Raw genomic sequence first — 18,164 nt, forward strand, 5'->3', positions numbered from 1 at the left:
CGTCGTCACAGGCCCGCCCCGTCGCGCGCGGCCTGCACCAGGGCCTGCGTGACCGGGTGGCGGGGATCGTTCAGCACCGCGGCCGTCTCGCCCTGCTCGACGACCCGGCCGTGGTGCAGCACCAGCAGGTCGTCACACAGCCATTGCACGACGGTCAGGTCGTGGCTGATGAACAGGTAGCTGACGCCAAAGCGCTGCTGCAGCTCGCGCATCAGGTTCAGCACCTGGGCCTGCACCGACACATCGAGCGCGCTGACGGGCTCGTCGGCCACGATCAGGCGTGGCCGCGTGACGAGGGCCCGCGCCATCGCCACGCGCTGGCGCTGGCCGCCCGACAGCTCGTGCGGGTAGCGCTGCGCATCGGCCGGGCCCAAGCCGACCGCCTGCAGCATCGCGCCCACCCGCTCGGCCTGCTCGGCAAGCGGCATCGGCGGCAGCAGCGCCAGCGGCTCGGCGACCGAGCGGCCGACCGGGCGCCGCGGGTCGAGTGAGCCGTATGGGTCCTGGAACACCATCTGCAAGCCCAACCGGGCCCGGCGCAAGGCGGGTGCGTCCAGGCGGTGCAGATCCTGCCCTTCAAAGTGAACGGTGCCTGCCGTCGGCTGGTCCAGGGCCATCACCAGCCGGGCCAGCGTCGACTTGCCGGAGCCCGATTCGCCGACCACGCCCAGGTTGCGGCCTGCGCTCAGGGTGAAGCTGACATCGTCCAACGCCTGCAGCACCGGGGCGGGCTGCGCCAAGCGCTCGCGCGGCAGCCGGAAATGGCGCGACAGCTGCTGGACCTGCAACAGGGGCGCGGTCACGCGGCCGCCTCGCCAATGCCGACGGGGTGCAGGCAACGCAGCGCGTGGCCGGCATCGGCCAGGGCGTGTTCAGCCGGTGGGCCAGCGCGGCAATCGGCTTGCGCGTGCGTGCAGCGCTCGGCAAACGCGCAGCCGACCGGCCGCTCGCCCGGCGCCGGCACGCGGCCGGGGATGGTGGCCAGCGGCTCGTTGCGCGCCTGGCCCCGGCGCGGGCGCGCGGCGAACAGCCCGCAGGTGTAGGGGTGGCGCGGCGCGGCGAACAGGCGCTCGGTCGGGCCCTGCTCGACCACCTGGCCGGCGTACATCACCATCAGCCGCTCGACACGCTGCGCCATCAGCGCGAGGTTGTGGCTGATCAGCAGCAGCGCCATGCGGCTTTCGGCCACCAGCTCGGCGATCAGGTCCAGCACCTCGCGCTGCACGGTGGCGTCGAGCGCGGTGGTGGGCTCGTCGGCCACCAGCAGCTGCGGCCCGCAGGCCAGCGCGATGGCCAGCAGCACACGCTGGCGCTGCCCGCCCGACAGCTCGTGCGGGTAGGCGTCGAGCCGGCGCGCGGCCTGCGGCAGGCGCACCCGCTCGAGCAGGCGCAGCGCCTCGGCCCGCGCGGCGCCGGCGCCCACGCCCCGGTGCCAGCGCAGGCTTTCGCCGATCTGGCGGCCGATCGGGTGCAGCGGGTTCAATGCACTCATCGGCTCCTGGAACACCATGCCAATGCGCGCGCCGCGCAGCCGGCTCCACTGATCTTCGTCGTCAGGCTCGACCAGCTGCCCATCGAACCGCAGCCGGCCGCTGCGCCGGGCGCCCTCGGGCAGCAGGCCCATCACCGCCAGCGCGGTGAGCGACTTGCCGCAGCCCGATTCGCCGATCAGCCCCAGCGTCTGGCCATGCCCGAGCGTGAACGACAGGCCGTGCAGCACCTCGACCGGGCCGTGCGGGCCGGGCAGCGTGATGCGCAGCTGGTCGACCTCGAGCAGCGGCGTGTCCATGGTGTGGCCGGTGCGGCTGTCAGTAGCGGGGGTTCAGGTACCAGTCCAGCGACTCGACCAGCTTGCGGTGCAGCGGGTCCATCGCCGGCGCCACGACACCGGGGTCGTTGTACTTGAAGGTCTTCATCTCCGGCGCAAGCAAGGTCTGCACGCGCCAGCGGTCGTAGTCGTCCAGGTGCGAGCGGCCGGCGCGGGCGGCGATGTCGCGGTCGGCCGGCTTCAAGGCGTCGGCCTTCCAGGTTTCGAACGGCTGCAGCAGCGCGTCTTCGTCGACCTCGCCTTGCGCGTCGTCGCTGTCGAGCTTGAGGAAACGTGCGATGCGGCCGAGCTCGCGGCCGGGCCGGGCCGACAGGTCTTCGAGCCGCACATAGAGCACGCGGCCGGGCTGCTTTTCTTCGAACTGCCGCATCGAGGCCATCAGCCCGCGCCACTCGGCGCACAGCGCCTCGATCGGCCGCCAGGCTTCGCCCCAACCCTTGCCGGGCTCGTTCAGCTCGCGCCGCGAGGCAAAGGCCAGCTCGGGGTTGCGCACCATGCAGATGAACTGCGCGCGCGAGAACATGCGGCCGATGCGGGGTGCGTACAGCGCATGCAGCGGTGTCTTCTCGAGCCAGCGGCCACGCAGCGCCTGGGTGCGGCTGCCCAGCTGCTCGGCCACCAGACGCAGGAACAGGTCGCGGATGCGCACCGGGTCCATCGCCAGCAGGTCGCGGTAGTTCGCCAGGTCGATCGGCAGCAGCTCCGCCAACTCGCGCAGCAGCCCGCGTGCGTTGGTCGGCGAGATGAAGCGGTCGCGCGGGTGGTACTTGTCCAGCCGCTCGAAGAAATGGGTCTCGGGCAAGGTGGGCAGGCCCAGGTGCTCGGACACCAAGCGTTGGCACAGCGTGGTTCCAGAGCGGGCGAAGCCGACGATGAAGACGGGCATGGAACTCCTTCTTTTGTGAGGTCAGCGCGAGCGGGCCAGGCGCGGGTCGAGCAGGTCGCGCAGGCCGTCGCCCAGCAGGTTCAGGCCCAGCACGGCCAGCGCGATGGCGGCGCCAGGATATACGGCCAGCGACGGCGCCTGGAACATCTGGGTCTGCGCTTCGGCCAGCATGCGGCCCCAGCTGGGCCGCGGCGACTGGGCGCCCAGGCCCAGGAAGCTCAGCGCCGCTTCGCCGAGGATCGCGGTCGAGAACTGCACCGTCGCCTGCACGATCAGCACGTTGGCGATGTTGGGCAACACATGGTGGCGCGTGATGCCCCAGGGCCCGAAACCGGCCGCCCGCGCCGCCAGCACATAGTCGCGCGACCAGACTTGCAGCGCGGCCGCACGGGTGGTGCGGGCGAACACCGGCACGTTGAACAGGCCGATCGCCACCACGCCGGTGACCAGGCCGGGGCCGTAGATGGCGGCCAGCAAGATCGCGCTCAGCAGCGCGGGAAAGGCGAAGCCGAAGTCCGACAGGCGCATCACCGCCTCGTCGACCCAGCCGCGCGCCGCTGCGGCGAGCAACCCGAGCAACACGCCAGCGCCGAGCCCGATCGCGACGGCTAACACGCCGACCAGCAATGACGTTTGGCTACCGACCAGCAGTTGCGCCGCCACGTCGCGGCCCAGGCTGTCGGTGCCCAGCCAGTGCAGCGCATTGGGGCCCTGCAGGCGCGCGTTGATGTCGATCTCGGCCGGCGGCCAGGGTTGCCAGACCAGCGACAGCGCGGTTGCGGCCAACAGCAGCGTCACCAGCAGCCCGCCGAGCACGAAGCTGCGGTGCGCCAGCGCGCGTTGCAAGACGCCGCGGCCGCTCACGCGTGCGCCACCTTCAGCCGCGGGTCGATCGCCACGTAGAGCAGGTCGACGATGAAGTTGACGGCCACGACCATCGCGACCAGCAGCATCACGACATCACGCACGACCGCCAGGTCGCGGTTGGCCACCGCCTGGAACACCAGGCGGCCGACGCCCGGCAAGACGAACACCTGCTCGACCACCACGGTGCCGCTGATCAGGAAGGCGAACTGCAGGCCGATCACCGTCAGCACCGGGATCATTGCGTTGCGCAGCACGTGGCGCCACAAGGTGGCGCGCCGGCTCAGGCCCTTGGCGCGCGCGGTGCGCACGTAGTCGTCGCGCATCACGTCGAGCACCGACGAGCGCACCCAGCGCGCGAGCACCGCGGCCTGAACCACGGCCAGGGCGACCGCGGGCAGCAGCAGCGCCTGCAGGCCGGGCCACAGGCCACCACCGTCGGCCTCGGTCCAGCCCGGGAAGCCGCCGGCGCTGACCCATTGCAGCTTCACCGCGAAAGCCAGGATCAGCAGGATTGCGAGCCAGAAGCTCGGCACGGCCAGGCCGAGTTGAGACAGGGTCATCACCACCACGTCGCCGGCGCGGCGGTGGTGCGAGGCGGCGTAGACGCCCATCGCCAACGCCAGCGCCATGGTCAGCACCATCGCCAGCACGGCCAGCGGCAAGGTGACCTGCAGCCGTTCGGCGATCAGCGTGGCGGTGGGGGTGTCGTAAGAGGTCGAGACGGCGCTGTGGCCGTGCAACCAGCCGCCGGCCCAGTCGGCGTAGCGTTCAAGCGCCGGGCGATGCAGCCCGAGCTTGGCTTCGAGGGCGGCGATCGATTCGGGCGTGGCCGAATCACCCAGGATCACTTGCGCCACGTTGCCGGGCAGCAGCTCCAGCACCGAGAAGATCAGTGCCGAGGCGGCAGCCAGCGTGGCCAGCAGGGTCAGCAGTCGCTTGAGGAGGAACAGACCCATGCGGGCGGTCGCGGTGCGGGAAGCGGCGTCCTGCCAATGATGCAGGAAAGCGCCGCGACCGGCCCGGCGAACCGGCCTGAATCAGCCGCTCAGCGGTCTTGCTCGTTCTCGTGGCGGGCCAGCGCGGCGAACAGGTCGGCCGCGAAGCCGGGGTCGGTGTTCTGCACCGAGATCGCCAGGTGGCGCACGTCGTCGGCCGACATGTCCTGGCTGCGTTGCGGTTGGTGCGTGAACAGGCCGGCCAGCAGGCGGCCGGCGGCGACGAACAGGTCGGCCGCGGCACGGGCGCCACGGGGAATGTTGAACGTGGGGCCGTAGGTGAAGGTCTTGGAAGTGATGGCAGTCATGGTGAAACTCCTGAAGTGGGCTGGGGCCGCGGGTGGCGGCGCCTCAGCGAACAGCCGACGGGGTGCCGGCGGCTGTGTTGAACGGGGTGGCGGCGCGCGGACGGGCGACTTCGCGCAGCGCCGCGGCCAAGGCCGGGTTGGTGGTCTGCAGGCGCTCGGCCTGTTGCAGCAGCGCCGGGGCGGCATGCAGCCGGCCGGTGGTTTCGAGCGCCGCCCAGATGCGGGCCCAGCCATCGGCCAGTTGCCGGCCCCACACCTGCTTCAGCGAAGCGGCGCGGCCGTGGGCCTTGGCAGCATGCAGCGGGTGGGGGCGGGTCAGCGTGCTCATGGGATCTCGCCGTACAGACGGCGTCGGGTTGGATCAGATGGTGCAATCCTAGGGTTTGTACGTACTGCTGTCTACTGAATATTGTTCAGGTTAGGTATATATATGGTGCATATCACCTTGAACCATGAACTTCCGCACACTCGATCTGAACCTGCTGCGCGTGTTCGACACGGTGATGGCCGAAGGCAGCCTGACCCGCGCCGCCCAGGTGCTGGCGATGACGCAGCCGGCCGTCAGCCACGCCATCAAGCGCCTGCACGACGCCATCGGCGAGGCCTTGTTCGAGCGCACCGCCCACGGCATGAAGCCCACCGCCCGGGCCCAGGCCTTGTGGCCGCAGGTGCGCAGCGCGCTGGCCGGTCTGCAGCAGACGCTCGCGCCGAGCGCCTTCAACCCCGAGCAAGACGCCGTCAACCTGCGGCTGGCGATGGCCGACGCCACCGCCGCTCTGCTGCTGCCGCCGCTGGTGACGGCGATTGAAGAACAGCGGGCACTGGCCAACTTGCGGGTGCTGCCGCTGACGACCCGCGATCCTCGGATGCTGCTGGAGCAAGGCGAGTGCGACCTGGCGGTCGGCTACTTTCCCGAGGCGATCGCCCATGTCGATGCCCAGGGCGCCGATGCGAGCCTGCGTCACCAGCGCCTGTCGCAGACACGCTATGTGTGCGTGATGCGGCGCGGTCACCCGCTGGCCGAACCCGGGGCCCTGGACCTGGACGCCTACTGCCAGGCCCGGCACCTGCTGGTCAGCTTTTCAGGCCGGCCGCACGGGTTTGTCGACCAGGCCCTGGCGGGGCTCGGCCGGCAGCGCCGTATCGTGCTGACGGTCAACCAGTTCTTCACCGGCGGCCGGGTGGTCAGCCAGTCCGACCTGCTGACCGTGCTGCCGTTGAGCTTCATTGGCGCCACCGGCTTCGAGAAGGCGCTGGTGACCTGCGAGCTGCCGTTCGAGCTGGGCCGCGTCCATGTCGAGATGTTGTGGCACCTGCGGCGCGACAACGACCCCGCGCACCGCTGGCTGCGGGGGCTGATCGAGCGCACGCCGGCGAGCGACGGGCGCAGCAGCGGCTGAGCAGGCGGATCAGGCGACCGGCCAAACCAGCGTCACGGCCAGGCCGCCCAGCCGGCCCGAGCGGGTGGCTTCGAGGTTGACGCCGTGCACCTGCGCAATGCGCCGCGCGATCGACCAGCCCAGGCCGCTGCCCGGCGACGCCTGGTCGCCGGCGCGGTAGAAGCGCTCGCCCAGCCGCGCCAGCGCCGCGGCGTCCAGCCCGGCGCCGCTGTCTTCGATCGTCAGCGCCACGCCCTGGCCGGCGCTGGCCGGTGAGAGCCGGATCTCGACCCGCGCGCCCACCGGGCTGTAGCGGATCGCGTTGTCGATCAGGTTGCGCAGCAGCACCGCCAGCAGCCCGGCGTCGCCGGCCACCGGGCAGGGTGCATCGGCGCCGTCGAGCGCCATCTGTTGCCGATGGGCCAGCGCGCTAGGGGCGAGGTCGGCCGCCACCTGGCGCACCAGGCCGGCCAGGTCCAGCGTGTTGCGCGTGATCTCGCCGCTCGATTCGAGCCGCGCCAGCGTCAGCATCTGCTGGACCAGGTGCGTGGCCCGGTCGCAGCCCGCGAGCGTGGCCTGCAGCGCATGCTGGCGCTCGTCGTCGTGTTCGGCCGCCAGCGCCACCTGGGCCTGCGCGCGGATCGCGGCGATCGGCGTGCGAAGCTCGTGCGCCGCATCGGCCGTGAAGCGGCGCTCGGCCTCGAGCAGGCCGGCGATGCGCTCGAACAGTTGGTTCAATGCCGCGAGCAAGGGCGCCATCTCGCGTGGCGGCGGCCCGCCGGGCAGCACCACCGGGCCGGGCGCTGCGGCGGGGCGGGCGCCCAGCAACGCGCCCAGCTGGCGCAGCGGCGCCAGGCCCGCGCGCACAACCGCCCACGCCGCGAGCGCGAGCGCGGGCAAGACCAGCGCCAACGGCGCCAGCAGGCCGCGCAGCAGCGCGTGCTGCACTTCGCTGCGCGAGGCTGTCTGCTCGGCCACGTAGACCTGCACATCGGACGCCGCGCCGCGGGTGGCGAACAGGCGCCATTCGGCATCGCCCAGGCGGCGGGTCTCGAAACCTTGGCCGATCGTCGACAGCGGCTGCAGCGGGGCGTTCGGCGATCGCATCGCCAGCCGGCCCTCGTGCCACACCTGAAAGGCCACGTGGCGGGCGTAGCGGTGCAGCATCGGCGCATCGACCTGCACGTCGTCATCGTCATCGTCGTTCGGCTGGGCCTGCTGCGCCACCAGCAGCGCTGCCGACTGGGCCAGGTGCGCGTCGAGCAACTCGTCGACCTCGTGACGCGCGTCCAGGCCCAGCCACAGGCCGGCCGCCAGCCACAACGCGCCGACCGCCGCGGTGACACCGGCCACCAGCCGCCATTGCAGCGAGCGCATGGCCATTTTCCGGGTCACGCACCGAGCGTGTAGCCGACGCCCCGCACCGTGACGATCAGACCATTGCCGAGCTTGCGCCGCAGGTGGTGGATGTGGACCTCGACCGCGTTGCTGTCGACCTCCTGGCCCCACGCATACAGGCGCTGCTCGAGCTGGTCGCGCGTGAGCACGCGGCCGGCGTTGAGCAGCAAGGCGTGCAGCAGGTCGAACTCGCGCGTCGACAGCGCCACCGTTTCGCCGGCGCGGGTCACCGTGCGCGCGGCCGGGTCGAGCACGATGTCTTTCGTCTGCAGTTGCTCGCGCGGCTGGCCGTGCGATCGGCGCACCAGCGCACGCAGCCGGGCGGCCAGCTCGCTCAGGTCGACCGGCTTGACCACATAGTCGTCGGCGCCAGCGTCGAGCCCACGCACACGCTGTGGCAACGCGTCGCGCGCGGTCAGCGCCAGGATCGGCGTGGCAATGCCGCTGCCGCGGGCGCGCTGCAGCACCTCCAGGCCGTCCAGCCGCGGCAAACCCAGGTCGAGAACCGCGGCGCTGTAGGCCTCGGTCTGCAGCTCGTGCAAGGCGGCCGCACCGTCGCGCACCCAGTCGACCTGGAAGCCGAGCTGGCGCAGGCCGGCCCGTAGGCCGTCGCCCAGCAGCGTGTCGTCTTCAGCCAGCAGGATGCGCATGGGCGGCCTCAATCGTCGTCATCGTCGTCGTCGTCTTGCGCGGTGACGTGGGCCGAGCCTCTCTCGGTCGGCACCGGGGCACTCTGCCACTGCCAGGCCCAGAACGAGATGACCAAAATCAAGACGGCGGCCGCCAGCCCGCGCCAGCGCCGGCCGATCGCGTCGCGCGCCGGGCCGAGCTTGCGGCCGGTGACCATCGCCCGCACCAGGTTCTCGCGGTGCGCCAGGCTGCTGGCGATCACTCCCAGCACATGCAGGCCGACGACGATCAGCATGCCGGTGGCCAGCGCCTCGTGGGTCTCTTCCAGCCATTCGCCGCCGAGGTCCGATTCGACGGCCCAGCCGAGCGCGGTGGTTGCCGCGCCCAGTGCCAGCAGCGCGATCACCGCCCAGCCGCCGGCGGGGTTGTGCCCGCTGTGGTGCGGCGCGCGCCCGCTGGCCAGGCCGCGCAGGTAGGCCAGTGCCGCCGACGGGCCGCGCACGAACGACGTGAATCGCGCGTGGCGCGTGCCCACCAGGCCCCACAGCAGGCGCGCCGCCACCAGGCCGGCGAGCGTGTAGCCCAGCGTGATGTGCACCAACCGCCAGCGCTCGCTCTCGGCGCTGAGCCAGGCGCCGGCAAAGCTCAGCACCATCAGCCAGTGCATCACGCGCACCGGGGCGTCCCAGACCAGGATCGGGCGGACGCGCGATGCGGCCTCGGTGGTACCGGGTGGGGCGGTGTTCGCGGGGCCGGCGGGCCAGGTGGGAACGGTCATCTCGATCTCCGGTTCAACGGGGCAGGCGAATGTCTCGCTCGCCGAAGCGGCCCTCGGCCGCACGGGTGTGGCAAGCCGCACAGTTGGTGGCTTTGCCGACGGCGGCCGAGCGCCACAGCGCGGCGGGCACTTCGTCGTGCTCGCGCACGAACCAGTCGCTGCGGGTCAGGCGGTCTTGCGGCGGCTCGGCGGCGCGGCGGCCGGTGGCCGCATGCGCCTGCAACCAGTCCGCCAACGCGCGGGTGGTGGCGGCGTCGAGCGAAGCGTCGGTGCCGAAGTGGCGTGGCAGGTCGTTCATCAACCGCTGCCACGAGGCAGCCGGCAGGCTTTGCGCCGGGAACGGCACATGGCAGGCGCCACACTCTTGCAGATAGGCCGGTGGCAGCGGCACGCGCGCGCCATGGTCGTCGGCACGGGCGGCCGAGGCCAGGGTGGCGAGCGCCAGGGCCATCAGGCCGGGACGGGCGATCCAGCGTGAAACGAAGGGGTGGCTCATGGCTTGAGCCCCATCAGCCACGCCAGCACGTCGGCCTTCTCGCCGGCACTGCACTCGCGACCGAGCACGTCGTTGCAGTTGCGGCGAAACCATTTCTCGGTCTTCGCCGGGTCGGTGAAGCGGGCTGGCTCGGCAGCGGGCGCGAGCGGGGCAATGGTCTTGCCGGTGGCGCGGTGCTGGCCGGGGCGCGTGGGCGGTGAGCCATGGCAACTGGCGCAAGCCCACTCGCGGCCATGCTTGGCCCCGAAGAAGGCCTCGCCTTGTTGAGGCTGCGCCGGCCGCTGGGCCGCCGCGCTGTACGCCGCCAATTGCTCAGCCGGCGTGCCGGCCGTCACGAGCAGGGGCCAGGCGACGACGCAGGCGGCGAGGCCCCGCCACGATCGGCGCCGAGAGAGCAGAGCACGGGTTGATGAGTCCATGGCCGCCATGATCGGCAGCACGGATTAACCGGGTCTTAAAGGCGCTGGAGGCAAGCCTGATGCTGAGACGACTCGCTTGGGCGTGCGGGCAACACCGGTGATCGTCAAAAAAAACGGGCCTCACGGCCCGCTTCGTCTGGGTGCTGTGTAGCTCAGCCGGCCAACACCGCCGCCATCGCCTCGGCCGTGCGCTCGACGTTGCCGTTGTTCAGGCCGGCGACGCACATGCGGCCGGAGCGCAGCACGTAGACGCCGAATTCCTCGCGCAGGCGGTCGGCCTGGGCGACGGTCAGGCCGGTGTAGCTGAACATGCCGCGCTGGGTCAGGAAGTAGCTGAAGTCGCGGCCCGGGACCTTGGCGCTGATGATCGCGTGCAGGCGCTGGCGCATCGCCTGGATGCGGGTGCGCATCGCGTCGACCTCGCTGAACCACAGGGCCTTCAGCTCTGGCGTGCCGAGGATGGTGGCCACCAGTTGGCCGCCGTGCAGTGGCGGGTTCGAGTAGTTGCGGCGCACGGTGAACTTCAGCTGGCCCAGCACCAACGCGGCTTCGGCGGCGTTGGGGCAGACGACGCTCAACGCGCCGCAGCGCTCGCCGTAGACGCTCATGCTCTTCGAGAACGAGTTCGCGACGAAGAACGACAGGCCGCTGTCGGTCAGTGCACGCACGGCGTAAGCATCTTCTTCGATGCTGTCGCCGAAGCCTTGGTAGGCCAGGTCGAGGAAGGCGATCAGCTGGCGCTCTTTCAGCACGGGGATCAGCGCATCCCACTGCGCCTTCGTCAGGTCGACGCCGGTCGGGTTGTGGCAGCAGGCGTGCAGCAGCACCACGCTCTTGGGCGGCAGCGTGGCCAGCGTGTCGCGCATCGCGTCGAAGCGCAGGCCGCCGGTGGCGTTGTCGTAGTACGGGTAGGTGTGGACGGTCAGGCCCGCGCCCTCGAAGACCGCCTTGTGGTTGTCCCACGTGGGGTCGCTGAGCCAGATCGCGCTGTCGGGGAACCAGGTCTTGATGAAGTCGGCGCCGACCTTCAGGCCGCCGCTGGAGCCCACCGACTGCATCGTCGCGATGCGGCCTTCGGCGATCGCCGGGTGGCCTTCGCCCCACAGCAGCTTCGGCACGACGGCGCGGAAGTTCGCCGCGCCTTCCATCGGCAGGTACGGCTTGGGGCCCACGTGGGCGGCCAGCACGGCCTCGGCCTTGCGCACCGACTCCATCACCGGGATCTTGCCGGCGTCGTCGAAGTAGATGCCGATCGACAGGTTGATCTTGCCCGGGCGCGGGTCTTTCTGGAAATCTTCGTTCAGCGACAGGATCGGGTCGCCGGCGTAGGGCGCGATGTGGGCGAACATGGGCGGGCTCTGGGTCGGGTGGATCGGAAGGCGGATTATCGGACCATGGCCGCGGCGTCAGCTGCCCTGCTGCCACCATTCGAGCCAGGCGCCGTGGGGGTGCGAGCGGGCCACGAGTTGGTGGCGCGGCGCCGTTTCTCCGGGCGCGCTGAGGGTCCAGAAGGTGTGGCTGGCGGCCTCGTTGCGAGCCTCGCCGGGCAACGGTGACGCCGGGGGCTCGAGCCCGGTGGTCGCGCGGCAGCGCTCACCGTCTTCGGCGCTCAGCCACCACAGGCCATGCGACTGCACGCGCGCCAGCACGCGATCGCGGTGGCGCCGCAGGTCCTCGTCGCCGAAATAGGCGAGCACCCAGCTGTTGAACAGCACCGGCGTGGTGTCGGCAGGCAGCTGGCGCAGCCAGTCGTCCAGCACCGCCAGGCCGTCTTCGGCCTGGTGCACCGGGTCGCGCGCCTCGCGTGCCAACGCCGCGGCCGCCTTCAGCCGGTCGGCACGCGCCTGGTCGCTGGGCCACAAGCAGGCGCGCAGCCAGCGCATCGCGTGGTCGTTGTGCACATCGAGCGTGGCCTGGTCGACGCCGGCGCGCGCCGTCAAGTGCCAAGCCGAATCGGCCAGCAGCGCTGGCGGCAGGGGCCGGTTGAGCACGCGGCAACTCAGCTCGGGCGCGGCCGGGTGGTGAGGCCCGACGTGCCGCACCTCATCCGCTTGCCGGTAGGCGATGCGGTAGCGGTCCACGCCGAGGTTCAGGCCGGCGCTGCAGCCGAAGTCGAACAGCGCCAGTCGTGGCCGGCCGGACTGGCGCGCGATCTCGGCCAGTGCCGGCCACAGCACGGTGCAGCGGCCCACCTCGTTGGTCTGCGTGCGGTGGCTGGCCATCACGGCGCGCAGGGTCGTTTCGTGGGTCTGCACAAAGGCCTCCAACGCGCCGGACAAGGCAGCGTCCGGCGCGCGGCGGCCCCCAACGCTGGCGTAGTAGGCCGCCAGCGCCGAGGCCGGCGCGCCGCGGTCGGCGGCCTCCAGCACCTGGGCGTGCAGTGCCGCCAGGATCAGCATCGCGCGCCGCTGGGTGGGTGGGGCCGCGTCCATCAGCGCCAGCAACTGCGGCGAGCGCGCGATCAACCGGCTCAGCACTTCGTACAGCGGCTCCTCGGGATAGTCGCGCCGCTCGACGCAGCCTTCGAAGACCGCGGCGAGCGGGTGGTCGGCCAGCGGGCGGCCGGCAAATTCGTTGAAAGCCTGAGGGGTCGTCGCGGTGTGCATGGCAGGCAGCTTATCGGTCGGGCGCGGCATGAAATGTCGGGTGGTCGACAATTGGGCCACCGCCTCGACCGGCGCACGAACTTCGCCGAACCCCTGCATGCGCGACGACCTGATGGCCCTGCTGGCGGCCAATTTCCCCGGGGTCGTGATCCCGCCTGCCGCCCAGGCCGCACTCGGCCGGTTGGTGGTCGTGCGCGCGTGGCCGCGGGGGGCGGTGGTGTTTTCGCCCGGGCAGCCGACGACTGCGCTGTATGGCGTGCTGTCTGGGGAAATCGAGGTCCGCTTCGTGACTGTCGATGGGGCCGTGTCGGTGGTCGACCATGTGCCGGCCCCGCGCCTGTTCGGGCTGGCATCGTTTGCCAGCGGCGTGCCGTCGAGCTACGAGGCGGTGGCGCGCCGGCCCACGCGGCTGGCGGTCTTCGGCGCGGCGGCCTACACGACCTTGCTGGACGACGTGTCTGGCATTGCGCGCGCCTTGCTGGCCGAACTGGCGCGGCGCCACGGCGAGACCCTGCGTTTGCTGGAGGCGGCGCGCCACTCCAGCGCGATCGAACGCCTGACGCTCGCCCTGGCCCGGCTGCAAAGCGATGGGCGGGTGTTGCGCACCGATGCGCAGGGCTGGCGCTGGCTGCGCAGCACCCAAGCCGAGCTGGCGGCACTGGCCGGGCTGTCGCGCCAGACCGTCAACGAGCTGGTGACGGCCTTGGCGCGCCAGGGCCGTTTGCGGCCGGGCTACGGCGGGCTGTGGTTGCCGCCGCCCTGACCGCGCGCGCTCAGGACGCCGCCAGCGCTGCCTCGATGTCTTTCGCGATCTTTTCCGGCTCGTCTTGCGGCGCGTAGCGCTTGAGCACCTGCCCGTCGCGGCCGACCAGGAACTTGGTGAAGTTCCACTTGATCATCTCGATGCCCAGCAGGCCGGGCTTCTCGCTCTTCAGCCATTGCCACAGCGGGTGGGCGCCAGTGCCGTTGACCTCGACCTTGGCCATCATCGGGAAGTCGACGCCGTAGTTCATCTCGCAGAACGACGCGATCTCGTCGTTGCTGCCGGGGTCCTGCGCGCCGAACTCGTTGCTGGGGAAGCCGACGACCGTCAGGCCTTGCTTGCCGTAGCGCTCCCACAAGGCCTGCAGGCCCTTGAACTGCGGCGTGAAGCCGCAGGCACTGGCGGTGTTGACGATCAACAGCACCTGGCCCTTGAACTGGCTCAAGGCCACGGGTTTGCCGTCGATGGTCTGGGCTGTGAAGTCGTAGATGCTGCTCATGGGTGTCTCCGCGTGAAAGCGGTGGCGATGCTAGCGCGGCGCAAAGCCACGCCCCGCATCAGGGGCGCAACGCGGCCAGCACCGCGGCGCCGATGATCAGCGCGCCGCCCAGCGCCAGGGCCGGTGTCAGCGTGCCGGCGCCCAAGGCCAGCGCCGAGCCCGAGGCGAACACCACCTCGGTCAGCATGATCACCGCGGTGGCGTTGGCGGGCAGCCGCGCCGCGCCGTACTGCAGCGCCATGTTGCTGAGCAGGAACAGCCCGCCCAGCAGCACCGCGAAGACCAGCCAGCCAGGCGCCAGCACGGTCGGCAACGGCACCTGCGGCCCGCCGATCGCCATGGCCAGCGCGGCCGACACGACGGTGCCGCCGAAGAACATCGCCAGCGCGCGGGACGACTCGCTGCGCTGCGATTCACGCCGCAGCATCACGTTGTTCAGCGCGAAGCTGAAGCCGCCGATCAGCCCCAGCGCGTCGGTCAGCTGCAGCGGCCCCATCGGGTGGCCCGGCTGCGGCCACAGCACAATGGCCGCGCCGGCCAGGGCCATGGCCACGCGCAGCAGTGCGGCACGGGTCAGCGCCTCGTGCAGCATCACGCGCGCCAGCACCACGGCCCACAGCGGCATCAGGTAGAACAGCAGCACCACGCGCACCACGTCGCCGACCGTGACGCCCCAGTTGAAGGTGGCGTTGGTGGTGCCCGAGGCCAGCATGATCAGCCACAGCGCCGGCGTGCGCAGCACCTGCTTGGCCGCCGCCGGCCGGCTGCCGGCGATCACCACCACCGCCATCAGGTAGATGCCGGCGGTCGTCCACAGGGGGTGCAGGCCGGCCTGCTCATGCAGTTGGCGAAACGCCCACCACGAGGTGCCCCAGATCAGCGCGTTCAGCACCAGGGCCAGTGCCGGCCGCCAGCGCCGGCCTGCGGCCGCAGGCTGCGTGGCCGACGCTGCGTGCATCAGTGTCTGTCTGACCGGGCGATCGCGAGCAGGCGCTCGACCTCGGCCCGGTGCACGACGCTGTTGCGCTGGTGCCAGCGGCGGATCCACCACATCGTCGTGGCGACGCCGACGCCGAACACCGCGATGGTCGCGAAGGCCGACAGGCCGACGCGGGTCATGCCGGTGTAGAACGCGCCCAGGCCGAGGATGCAGGCCTGCTCGTTGAAGTTCTGCACCGCGATCGAGCGGCCGGCCCCCATCAGGTTGTGGCCGCGGTGCTGCAGCAGCGCGTTCATCGGCACCACCAGGTAACCGCCGACCGCGCCCAGGATCACCAGGAACGGCGCCGCCACCCAGACATTGGTGATCACGTTCAGGCCGATCACCAGCACACCCATCGCGATGCCCAGCGGGATCACGTTGGTCGCGCGGTCCAGCTTCATCAGGAACGACGCGACCACCGCGCCGACCGCGGTGCCGATCGCGACCACGCCGACCAGCGACGAGGCCTTGGTCGTGTCGTAGCTCAGCGCGGCGGCGGCCCAGGCGAAGACGATCACGCGCAGGTTGCCCGACACGCCCCAGAACAGGGTGGTGGTCGCCAGCGAGATCTGGCCCAGCCGGTCGTTCCACAACCGTGCGTTGCACTGGCCGAAGTCGCGCACCAGCTCGACCACGTTGATGCTCAGCGGTTGCAGCGGCGCCTCGGTGCGCGGGATCTTCAGGTTGAACGCCGCGGCGATGACATACAGCCCGACCATCACCGAGATCGCCGCCTCGGGGGGCGTGTCGATGCCGGTGTCGATCATCGGCAGGTCCACGCCTAGCAGCGCCGAGGCCATCCGCGGCCCGACCAACTGGCCGCCGAGCAGCACGCCCAGAATCACCGACGAGATGGTCAGCCCTTCGATCCAGCCGTTGGCCTTGACCAGCTGCGAGGGGGGCAGCAGTTCGGTCAGGATGCCGTACTTGGCCGGCGAGTAGGCCGCGGCGCCGAGCCCGACCACGGCATAGGCCAGCAGCGGGTGGCCGCCGAACAGCATCATCAGGCAGCCCACGACCTTGATGCTGTTCGAATAGAACATCACCTGGCCCTTGGGCACGGCATCGGCGAAGGCGCCGACCATCGGGGCCAGAATGACGTAGAACAGCGCGAACATCGGGATCAGCGCTGGCGTCTGCCAACCGGGGGCCCCGGTGGTTTTCAACAGCTCGATCGCCCCGACCAGCAATGCGTTGTCTGCCAGCGAGCTGAAGAACTGCGCTGACATGATGGTGTAGAAGCCTTTTTTCATGCGGCTGAGCGCCGTGCGCCTGCGGATGGGCGCGCAAGGGCGGGGTCTCGTGTCTCCAGAGAAGGCAAAAAGCGTGGGGTTTATAGCATGCAGGGTTGGCGGACCATCTGGCGCCGCCGCGGGCTTGCAGGCGGCGCTGGCAGAATTCCCGCCGAAGGAAAGACCCCAGCCATGCCCCGCCCGATCGAAGCCCTGATCCACACCGACGCCCTGGCGCACAACCTGGCGCGGGCCCGCGAATGCGCCCCAGACGCGCGCGTCTGGGCGGTGGTCAAGGCCAATGCCTATGGCCACGGCATCGAGCGGGCCTACGCCGGCCTGCGCGGCGCCGACGGTTTTGCGCTGCTGGACCTGAACGAAGCCGAGCGCCTGCGCGCGCTCGACTGGCGCGGGCCGATCCTGCTGCTCGAGGGCGTGTTCGAGCCGCGCGACCTCGAGCTGTGCTCGCGGTTGAACCTGTGGCATGTGGTGCACTGCGAGCAGCAGATCGACTGGCTGGCCGCCCACAAGACGCACCAGCCGCACCGGGTGTTCCTGAAGATGAACAGCGGCATGAACCGGCTCGGCTTCCGGCCGTCGGCTTTTCGTACCGCATGGGCGCGGCTCAACGCCCTGCCGCAGGTCGACGAGATCGCGCTGGTGACGCACTTCTCGGACGCCGACGCCGACCGTTTCGGCGCCAACGGCATCGCGCACCAGGTGCAGGCTTTTCACGAGGCGACGCACGACCTGCCCGGCGAACGCTCGCTGGCCAACAGCGCGGCCACGCTGCGCCACCTGGGCGATGCGCGGGTGCGCTCGGACTGGGTGCGCGCCGGCATCATGAGCTACGGCGGCGTGCCCGACTACCCCGAGCACGACAGCGCGCACTGGAACCTGCGCCCCGCGATGACGCTGCGCTCGCGCCTGCTGGCGGTGCAGTCGATCGAGCCGGGCGAGTCGGTCGGCTACGGCAGCTCTTTCGTCGCCGAACGGCCGCAGCGCATCGGCATCGTCGCCTGCGGGTATGCCGACGGTTACCCGCGCCACGCCGGCAGCGGCACGCCGGTGCTGGTCGACGGCGTGCGCACCACCACGGTCGGGCGTGTCTCGATGGACATGATCGCGGTCGACCTGACGCCGGTGCCGGCCGCGCAGATGGGCAGCGAGGTCACGCTGTGGGGCGAGGGCCCGCGCGGCACGCGGCTGCCGATCGACGAGGTGGCGCGCGCCGCCGGCACGATCGGCTACGAGCTGATGTGCGCGCTGGCGCAGCGCGTGCCGGTGAGCGTGGTGTGACGCCGCGCCGTCCCAACCGCGATGCGGTGGACGCTTTCCACTTCGAGCAGGCGACCTGCGCCGACCTGCGCGAGCGCCGCTGGTTGCGCCTGCATGTGCTGATGCTCGGCGCCGTCAGCCTGGCCTTGTGCTGGGCGGTGTCGCGGGCGCTCGATGCGGTCGGGGTCGACTCGCTGGCCTGGCGGCCGTTGCTGGCGCTGTGGCTGAGCTACCCGCTGTACCTCGGGCTGATGGCCTTGTGGGCGCGCTGGCTGCTGTCGCACGACGCGGGCACCGTCGACGCCGGGCCGGGCGACCTGCTCGACGCCGCCGACGGGCTGGTCAACGCGCGCGGCTCGGTGTTCCGCACCGGTGGGGGCGGTGACTTCGGCGGTGGCGGCGCCAGCGGTGATTTCGGCGACCTCGGCGGCGCCGGCGATGTCCTCGACGGGGTCGGCGATGCGCTGGGCTCGGCCGACGAAGGCGTGGTGGTCGTCGTGCCGCTGGCGCTGGTGGTTGGCGTCGCGTTGGCGATCGCGGCCGGCCTCGGCCTGCTGGTCTTCGGCCTGTTCGGCGTCGAGGTGCTGCTCGGGGTGGCGGTCGAGATCGCCTTCGCCTCGGTGGGCGGTGCGCTGGCCTGGCGCGCGCGCCGCGAAGGCTGGTTGCGGCACGCGCTGCGGCGCACCTTCATGCCGATGCTGGGCTTGAGCGCGGTCACGGCCGCCACCGGCTGGGCCTTGCACCACTGGCTGCCCCAGGCCCACACTGTGCCGCAGGCCTTGCGCCTGCTTTGGCCCTGACCGGCCCTTTTCGCCACCGA

At 71.2% G+C, this 18,164-nt stretch carries 21 protein-coding genes; 4 read left to right on the top strand and 17 right to left on the bottom strand.

The features are described 5' to 3' along the window. Window positions 1-5: 5 nt before the first annotated feature. The 7 genes from ACE3SG_RS14620 to ACE3SG_RS14650 form a co-directional block, all read right to left on the bottom strand. Window positions 6-803 carry an ATP-binding cassette domain-containing protein gene (locus ACE3SG_RS14620; protein WP_374566081.1) on the bottom strand — a complete coding sequence of 266 codons (798 nt, stop codon included), beginning with the start codon at window positions 801-803 and terminating at the stop codon, window positions 6-8. After that, window positions 800-1,789: an ABC transporter ATP-binding protein gene (locus ACE3SG_RS14625; protein ID WP_374566083.1), complete on the bottom strand. Its 990-nt coding sequence runs from the start codon at window positions 1,787-1,789 to the stop codon at window positions 800-802. The genes ACE3SG_RS14620 and ACE3SG_RS14625 overlap by 4 nt, the downstream gene beginning before the upstream one ends. Window positions 1,790-1,808: 19 nt before the next feature. After that, on the bottom strand, window positions 1,809-2,714 hold the full coding sequence (locus ACE3SG_RS14630) for a sulfotransferase (RefSeq protein WP_374566085.1): 906 nt from the start codon (window positions 2,712-2,714) through the stop codon (window positions 1,809-1,811). A gap of 21 nt (window positions 2,715-2,735) precedes the next feature. After that, window positions 2,736-3,578: an ABC transporter permease gene (locus tag ACE3SG_RS14635; RefSeq protein WP_374566086.1), complete on the bottom strand. Its 843-nt coding sequence runs from the start codon at window positions 3,576-3,578 to the stop codon at window positions 2,736-2,738. Beyond that, window positions 3,575-4,537: an ABC transporter permease gene (locus ACE3SG_RS14640; RefSeq protein WP_374566088.1), complete on the bottom strand. Its 963-nt coding sequence runs from the start codon at window positions 4,535-4,537 to the stop codon at window positions 3,575-3,577. Before ACE3SG_RS14640 ends, ACE3SG_RS14635 begins: the two co-directional genes overlap by 4 nt. A gap of 89 nt (window positions 4,538-4,626) precedes the next feature. Continuing rightward, window positions 4,627-4,884: a hypothetical protein gene (locus tag ACE3SG_RS14645; RefSeq protein WP_374566090.1), complete on the bottom strand. Its 258-nt coding sequence runs from the start codon at window positions 4,882-4,884 to the stop codon at window positions 4,627-4,629. Between the two features lie 43 nt (window positions 4,885-4,927). Continuing rightward, the gene (locus ACE3SG_RS14650; protein ID WP_374566091.1) at window positions 4,928-5,212 is read right to left on the bottom strand and encodes a hypothetical protein; all 285 of its coding nucleotides are present in this window, start codon (window positions 5,210-5,212) and stop codon (window positions 4,928-4,930) included. 124 nt (window positions 5,213-5,336) lie between these two features. Here ACE3SG_RS14650 and ACE3SG_RS14655 point away from each other — a divergent pair, with 124 nt between their 5' ends. Continuing rightward, on the top strand, window positions 5,337-6,284 hold the full coding sequence (locus tag ACE3SG_RS14655) for a LysR family transcriptional regulator (protein WP_374566093.1): 948 nt from the start codon (window positions 5,337-5,339) through the stop codon (window positions 6,282-6,284). Window positions 6,285-6,293: 9 nt separating this feature from the next. On the opposite strand, the gene ACE3SG_RS14660 is transcribed toward ACE3SG_RS14655, so the two are convergent. The 7 genes from ACE3SG_RS14660 to ACE3SG_RS14690 all read right to left on the bottom strand — a co-directional run bounded on the left by ACE3SG_RS14660 (window position 6,294) and on the right by ACE3SG_RS14690 (window position 12,590). Beyond that, the gene (locus ACE3SG_RS14660) at window positions 6,294-7,640 is read right to left on the bottom strand and encodes an ATP-binding protein (protein WP_374566095.1); all 1,347 of its coding nucleotides are present in this window, start codon (window positions 7,638-7,640) and stop codon (window positions 6,294-6,296) included. A 14-nt stretch (window positions 7,641-7,654) separates the two neighbouring features. After that, window positions 7,655-8,311, bottom strand: coding sequence for a response regulator (locus ACE3SG_RS14665; protein ID WP_374566097.1), 657 nt, complete (start codon window positions 8,309-8,311; stop codon window positions 7,655-7,657). Window positions 8,312-8,319: 8 nt separating this feature from the next. Beyond that, window positions 8,320-9,069, bottom strand: coding sequence for a cytochrome b/b6 domain-containing protein (locus tag ACE3SG_RS14670; protein ID WP_374566099.1), 750 nt, complete (start codon window positions 9,067-9,069; stop codon window positions 8,320-8,322). Window positions 9,070-9,082: 13 nt separating this feature from the next. Next, a complete protein-coding gene (locus ACE3SG_RS14675) occupies window positions 9,083-9,565 on the bottom strand; it encodes a diheme cytochrome c (RefSeq protein WP_374566101.1) in 483 nt (160 codons plus the stop codon). Continuing rightward, window positions 9,562-9,984 carry a DUF1924 domain-containing protein gene (locus tag ACE3SG_RS14680; RefSeq protein ID WP_374566103.1) on the bottom strand — a complete coding sequence of 141 codons (423 nt, stop codon included), beginning with the start codon at window positions 9,982-9,984 and terminating at the stop codon, window positions 9,562-9,564. The genes ACE3SG_RS14675 and ACE3SG_RS14680 overlap by 4 nt, the downstream gene beginning before the upstream one ends. Window positions 9,985-10,136: 152 nt before the next feature. Continuing rightward, window positions 10,137-11,333, bottom strand: coding sequence for an aromatic amino acid transaminase (locus ACE3SG_RS14685; protein WP_374566104.1), 1,197 nt, complete (start codon window positions 11,331-11,333; stop codon window positions 10,137-10,139). A 57-nt stretch (window positions 11,334-11,390) separates the two neighbouring features. After that, the gene (locus ACE3SG_RS14690; protein ID WP_374566106.1) at window positions 11,391-12,590 is read right to left on the bottom strand and encodes a DUF2332 family protein; all 1,200 of its coding nucleotides are present in this window, start codon (window positions 12,588-12,590) and stop codon (window positions 11,391-11,393) included. Window positions 12,591-12,687: 97 nt separating this feature from the next. On the opposite strand from ACE3SG_RS14690, the gene ACE3SG_RS14695 reads away from it, so the two are divergent. Beyond that, window positions 12,688-13,353, top strand: a complete 666-nt coding sequence (locus ACE3SG_RS14695; protein ID WP_374566108.1) for a Crp/Fnr family transcriptional regulator — start codon at window positions 12,688-12,690, stop codon at window positions 13,351-13,353. Window positions 13,354-13,363: 10 nt separating this feature from the next. On the opposite strand, the gene ACE3SG_RS14700 is transcribed toward ACE3SG_RS14695, so the two are convergent. Genes ACE3SG_RS14700 through lplT form a run of 3 tightly spaced genes read right to left on the bottom strand, consistent with a single transcriptional unit; the run spans window position 13,364 to window position 16,087 of the window. Further along, on the bottom strand, window positions 13,364-13,852 hold the full coding sequence (locus ACE3SG_RS14700; RefSeq protein ID WP_374566110.1) for a glutathione peroxidase: 489 nt from the start codon (window positions 13,850-13,852) through the stop codon (window positions 13,364-13,366). A 58-nt stretch (window positions 13,853-13,910) separates the two neighbouring features. Continuing rightward, complete coding sequence (locus ACE3SG_RS14705) at window positions 13,911-14,810, bottom strand: DMT family transporter (protein ID WP_374566111.1); 900 nt, start codon at window positions 14,808-14,810, stop codon at window positions 13,911-13,913. Further along, on the bottom strand, window positions 14,810-16,087 hold the full coding sequence (lplT, locus tag ACE3SG_RS14710; protein WP_374566113.1) for a lysophospholipid transporter LplT: 1,278 nt from the start codon (window positions 16,085-16,087) through the stop codon (window positions 14,810-14,812). Before lplT ends, ACE3SG_RS14705 begins: the two co-directional genes overlap by 1 nt. 171 nt (window positions 16,088-16,258) lie before the next feature. On the opposite strand from lplT, the gene alr reads away from it, so the two are divergent. Both alr and ACE3SG_RS14720 read left to right on the top strand, forming a co-directional pair. Beyond that, window positions 16,259-17,365, top strand: a complete 1,107-nt coding sequence (alr, locus tag ACE3SG_RS14715) for an alanine racemase (protein ID WP_374566115.1) — start codon at window positions 16,259-16,261, stop codon at window positions 17,363-17,365. Continuing rightward, window positions 17,362-18,144, top strand: a complete 783-nt coding sequence (locus tag ACE3SG_RS14720) for a hypothetical protein (RefSeq protein ID WP_374566117.1) — start codon at window positions 17,362-17,364, stop codon at window positions 18,142-18,144. The genes alr and ACE3SG_RS14720 overlap by 4 nt, the downstream gene beginning before the upstream one ends. The last annotated feature ends 20 nt before the right edge of the window (window positions 18,145-18,164 follow it).

It is taken from the genome of Ideonella sp. (genome assembly GCF_041914305.1).
Classification (GTDB): domain Bacteria; phylum Pseudomonadota; class Gammaproteobacteria; order Burkholderiales; family Burkholderiaceae_C; genus Ideonella.

Coding starts and splice junctions, on each gene's coding strand:
- ACE3SG_RS14680 (WP_374566103.1), bottom strand. CDS start 9,984: ATGGACTCATCAACCCGTGCTCTGCTCTCTCGGCGCCGATCGTGGCGG.
- ACE3SG_RS14690 (WP_374566106.1), bottom strand. CDS start 12,590: ATGCACACCGCGACGACCCCTCAGGCTTTCAACGAATTTGCCGGCCGC.
- ACE3SG_RS14625 (WP_374566083.1), bottom strand. CDS start 1,789: ATGGACACGCCGCTGCTCGAGGTCGACCAGCTGCGCATCACGCTGCCC.
- ACE3SG_RS14665 (WP_374566097.1), bottom strand. CDS start 8,311: ATGCGCATCCTGCTGGCTGAAGACGACACGCTGCTGGGCGACGGCCTA.
- ACE3SG_RS14630 (WP_374566085.1), bottom strand. CDS start 2,714: ATGCCCGTCTTCATCGTCGGCTTCGCCCGCTCTGGAACCACGCTGTGC.
- ACE3SG_RS14650 (WP_374566091.1), bottom strand. CDS start 5,212: ATGAGCACGCTGACCCGCCCCCACCCGCTGCATGCTGCCAAGGCCCAC.
- ACE3SG_RS14645 (WP_374566090.1), bottom strand. CDS start 4,884: ATGACTGCCATCACTTCCAAGACCTTCACCTACGGCCCCACGTTCAAC.
- ACE3SG_RS14675 (WP_374566101.1), bottom strand. CDS start 9,565: ATGAGCCACCCCTTCGTTTCACGCTGGATCGCCCGTCCCGGCCTGATG.
- lplT (WP_374566113.1), bottom strand. CDS start 16,087: ATGAAAAAAGGCTTCTACACCATCATGTCAGCGCAGTTCTTCAGCTCG.
- ACE3SG_RS14670 (WP_374566099.1), bottom strand. CDS start 9,069: ATGACCGTTCCCACCTGGCCCGCCGGCCCCGCGAACACCGCCCCACCC.
- ACE3SG_RS14705 (WP_374566111.1), bottom strand. CDS start 14,810: ATGCACGCAGCGTCGGCCACGCAGCCTGCGGCCGCAGGCCGGCGCTGG.
- ACE3SG_RS14655 (WP_374566093.1), top strand. CDS start 5,337: ATGAACTTCCGCACACTCGATCTGAACCTGCTGCGCGTGTTCGACACG.
- ACE3SG_RS14660 (WP_374566095.1), bottom strand. CDS start 7,640: ATGCGCTCGCTGCAATGGCGGCTGGTGGCCGGTGTCACCGCGGCGGTC.
- ACE3SG_RS14685 (WP_374566104.1), bottom strand. CDS start 11,333: ATGTTCGCCCACATCGCGCCCTACGCCGGCGACCCGATCCTGTCGCTG.
- alr (WP_374566115.1), top strand. CDS start 16,259: ATGCCCCGCCCGATCGAAGCCCTGATCCACACCGACGCCCTGGCGCAC.
- ACE3SG_RS14700 (WP_374566110.1), bottom strand. CDS start 13,852: ATGAGCAGCATCTACGACTTCACAGCCCAGACCATCGACGGCAAACCC.
- ACE3SG_RS14695 (WP_374566108.1), top strand. CDS start 12,688: ATGCGCGACGACCTGATGGCCCTGCTGGCGGCCAATTTCCCCGGGGTC.
- ACE3SG_RS14640 (WP_374566088.1), bottom strand. CDS start 4,537: ATGGGTCTGTTCCTCCTCAAGCGACTGCTGACCCTGCTGGCCACGCTG.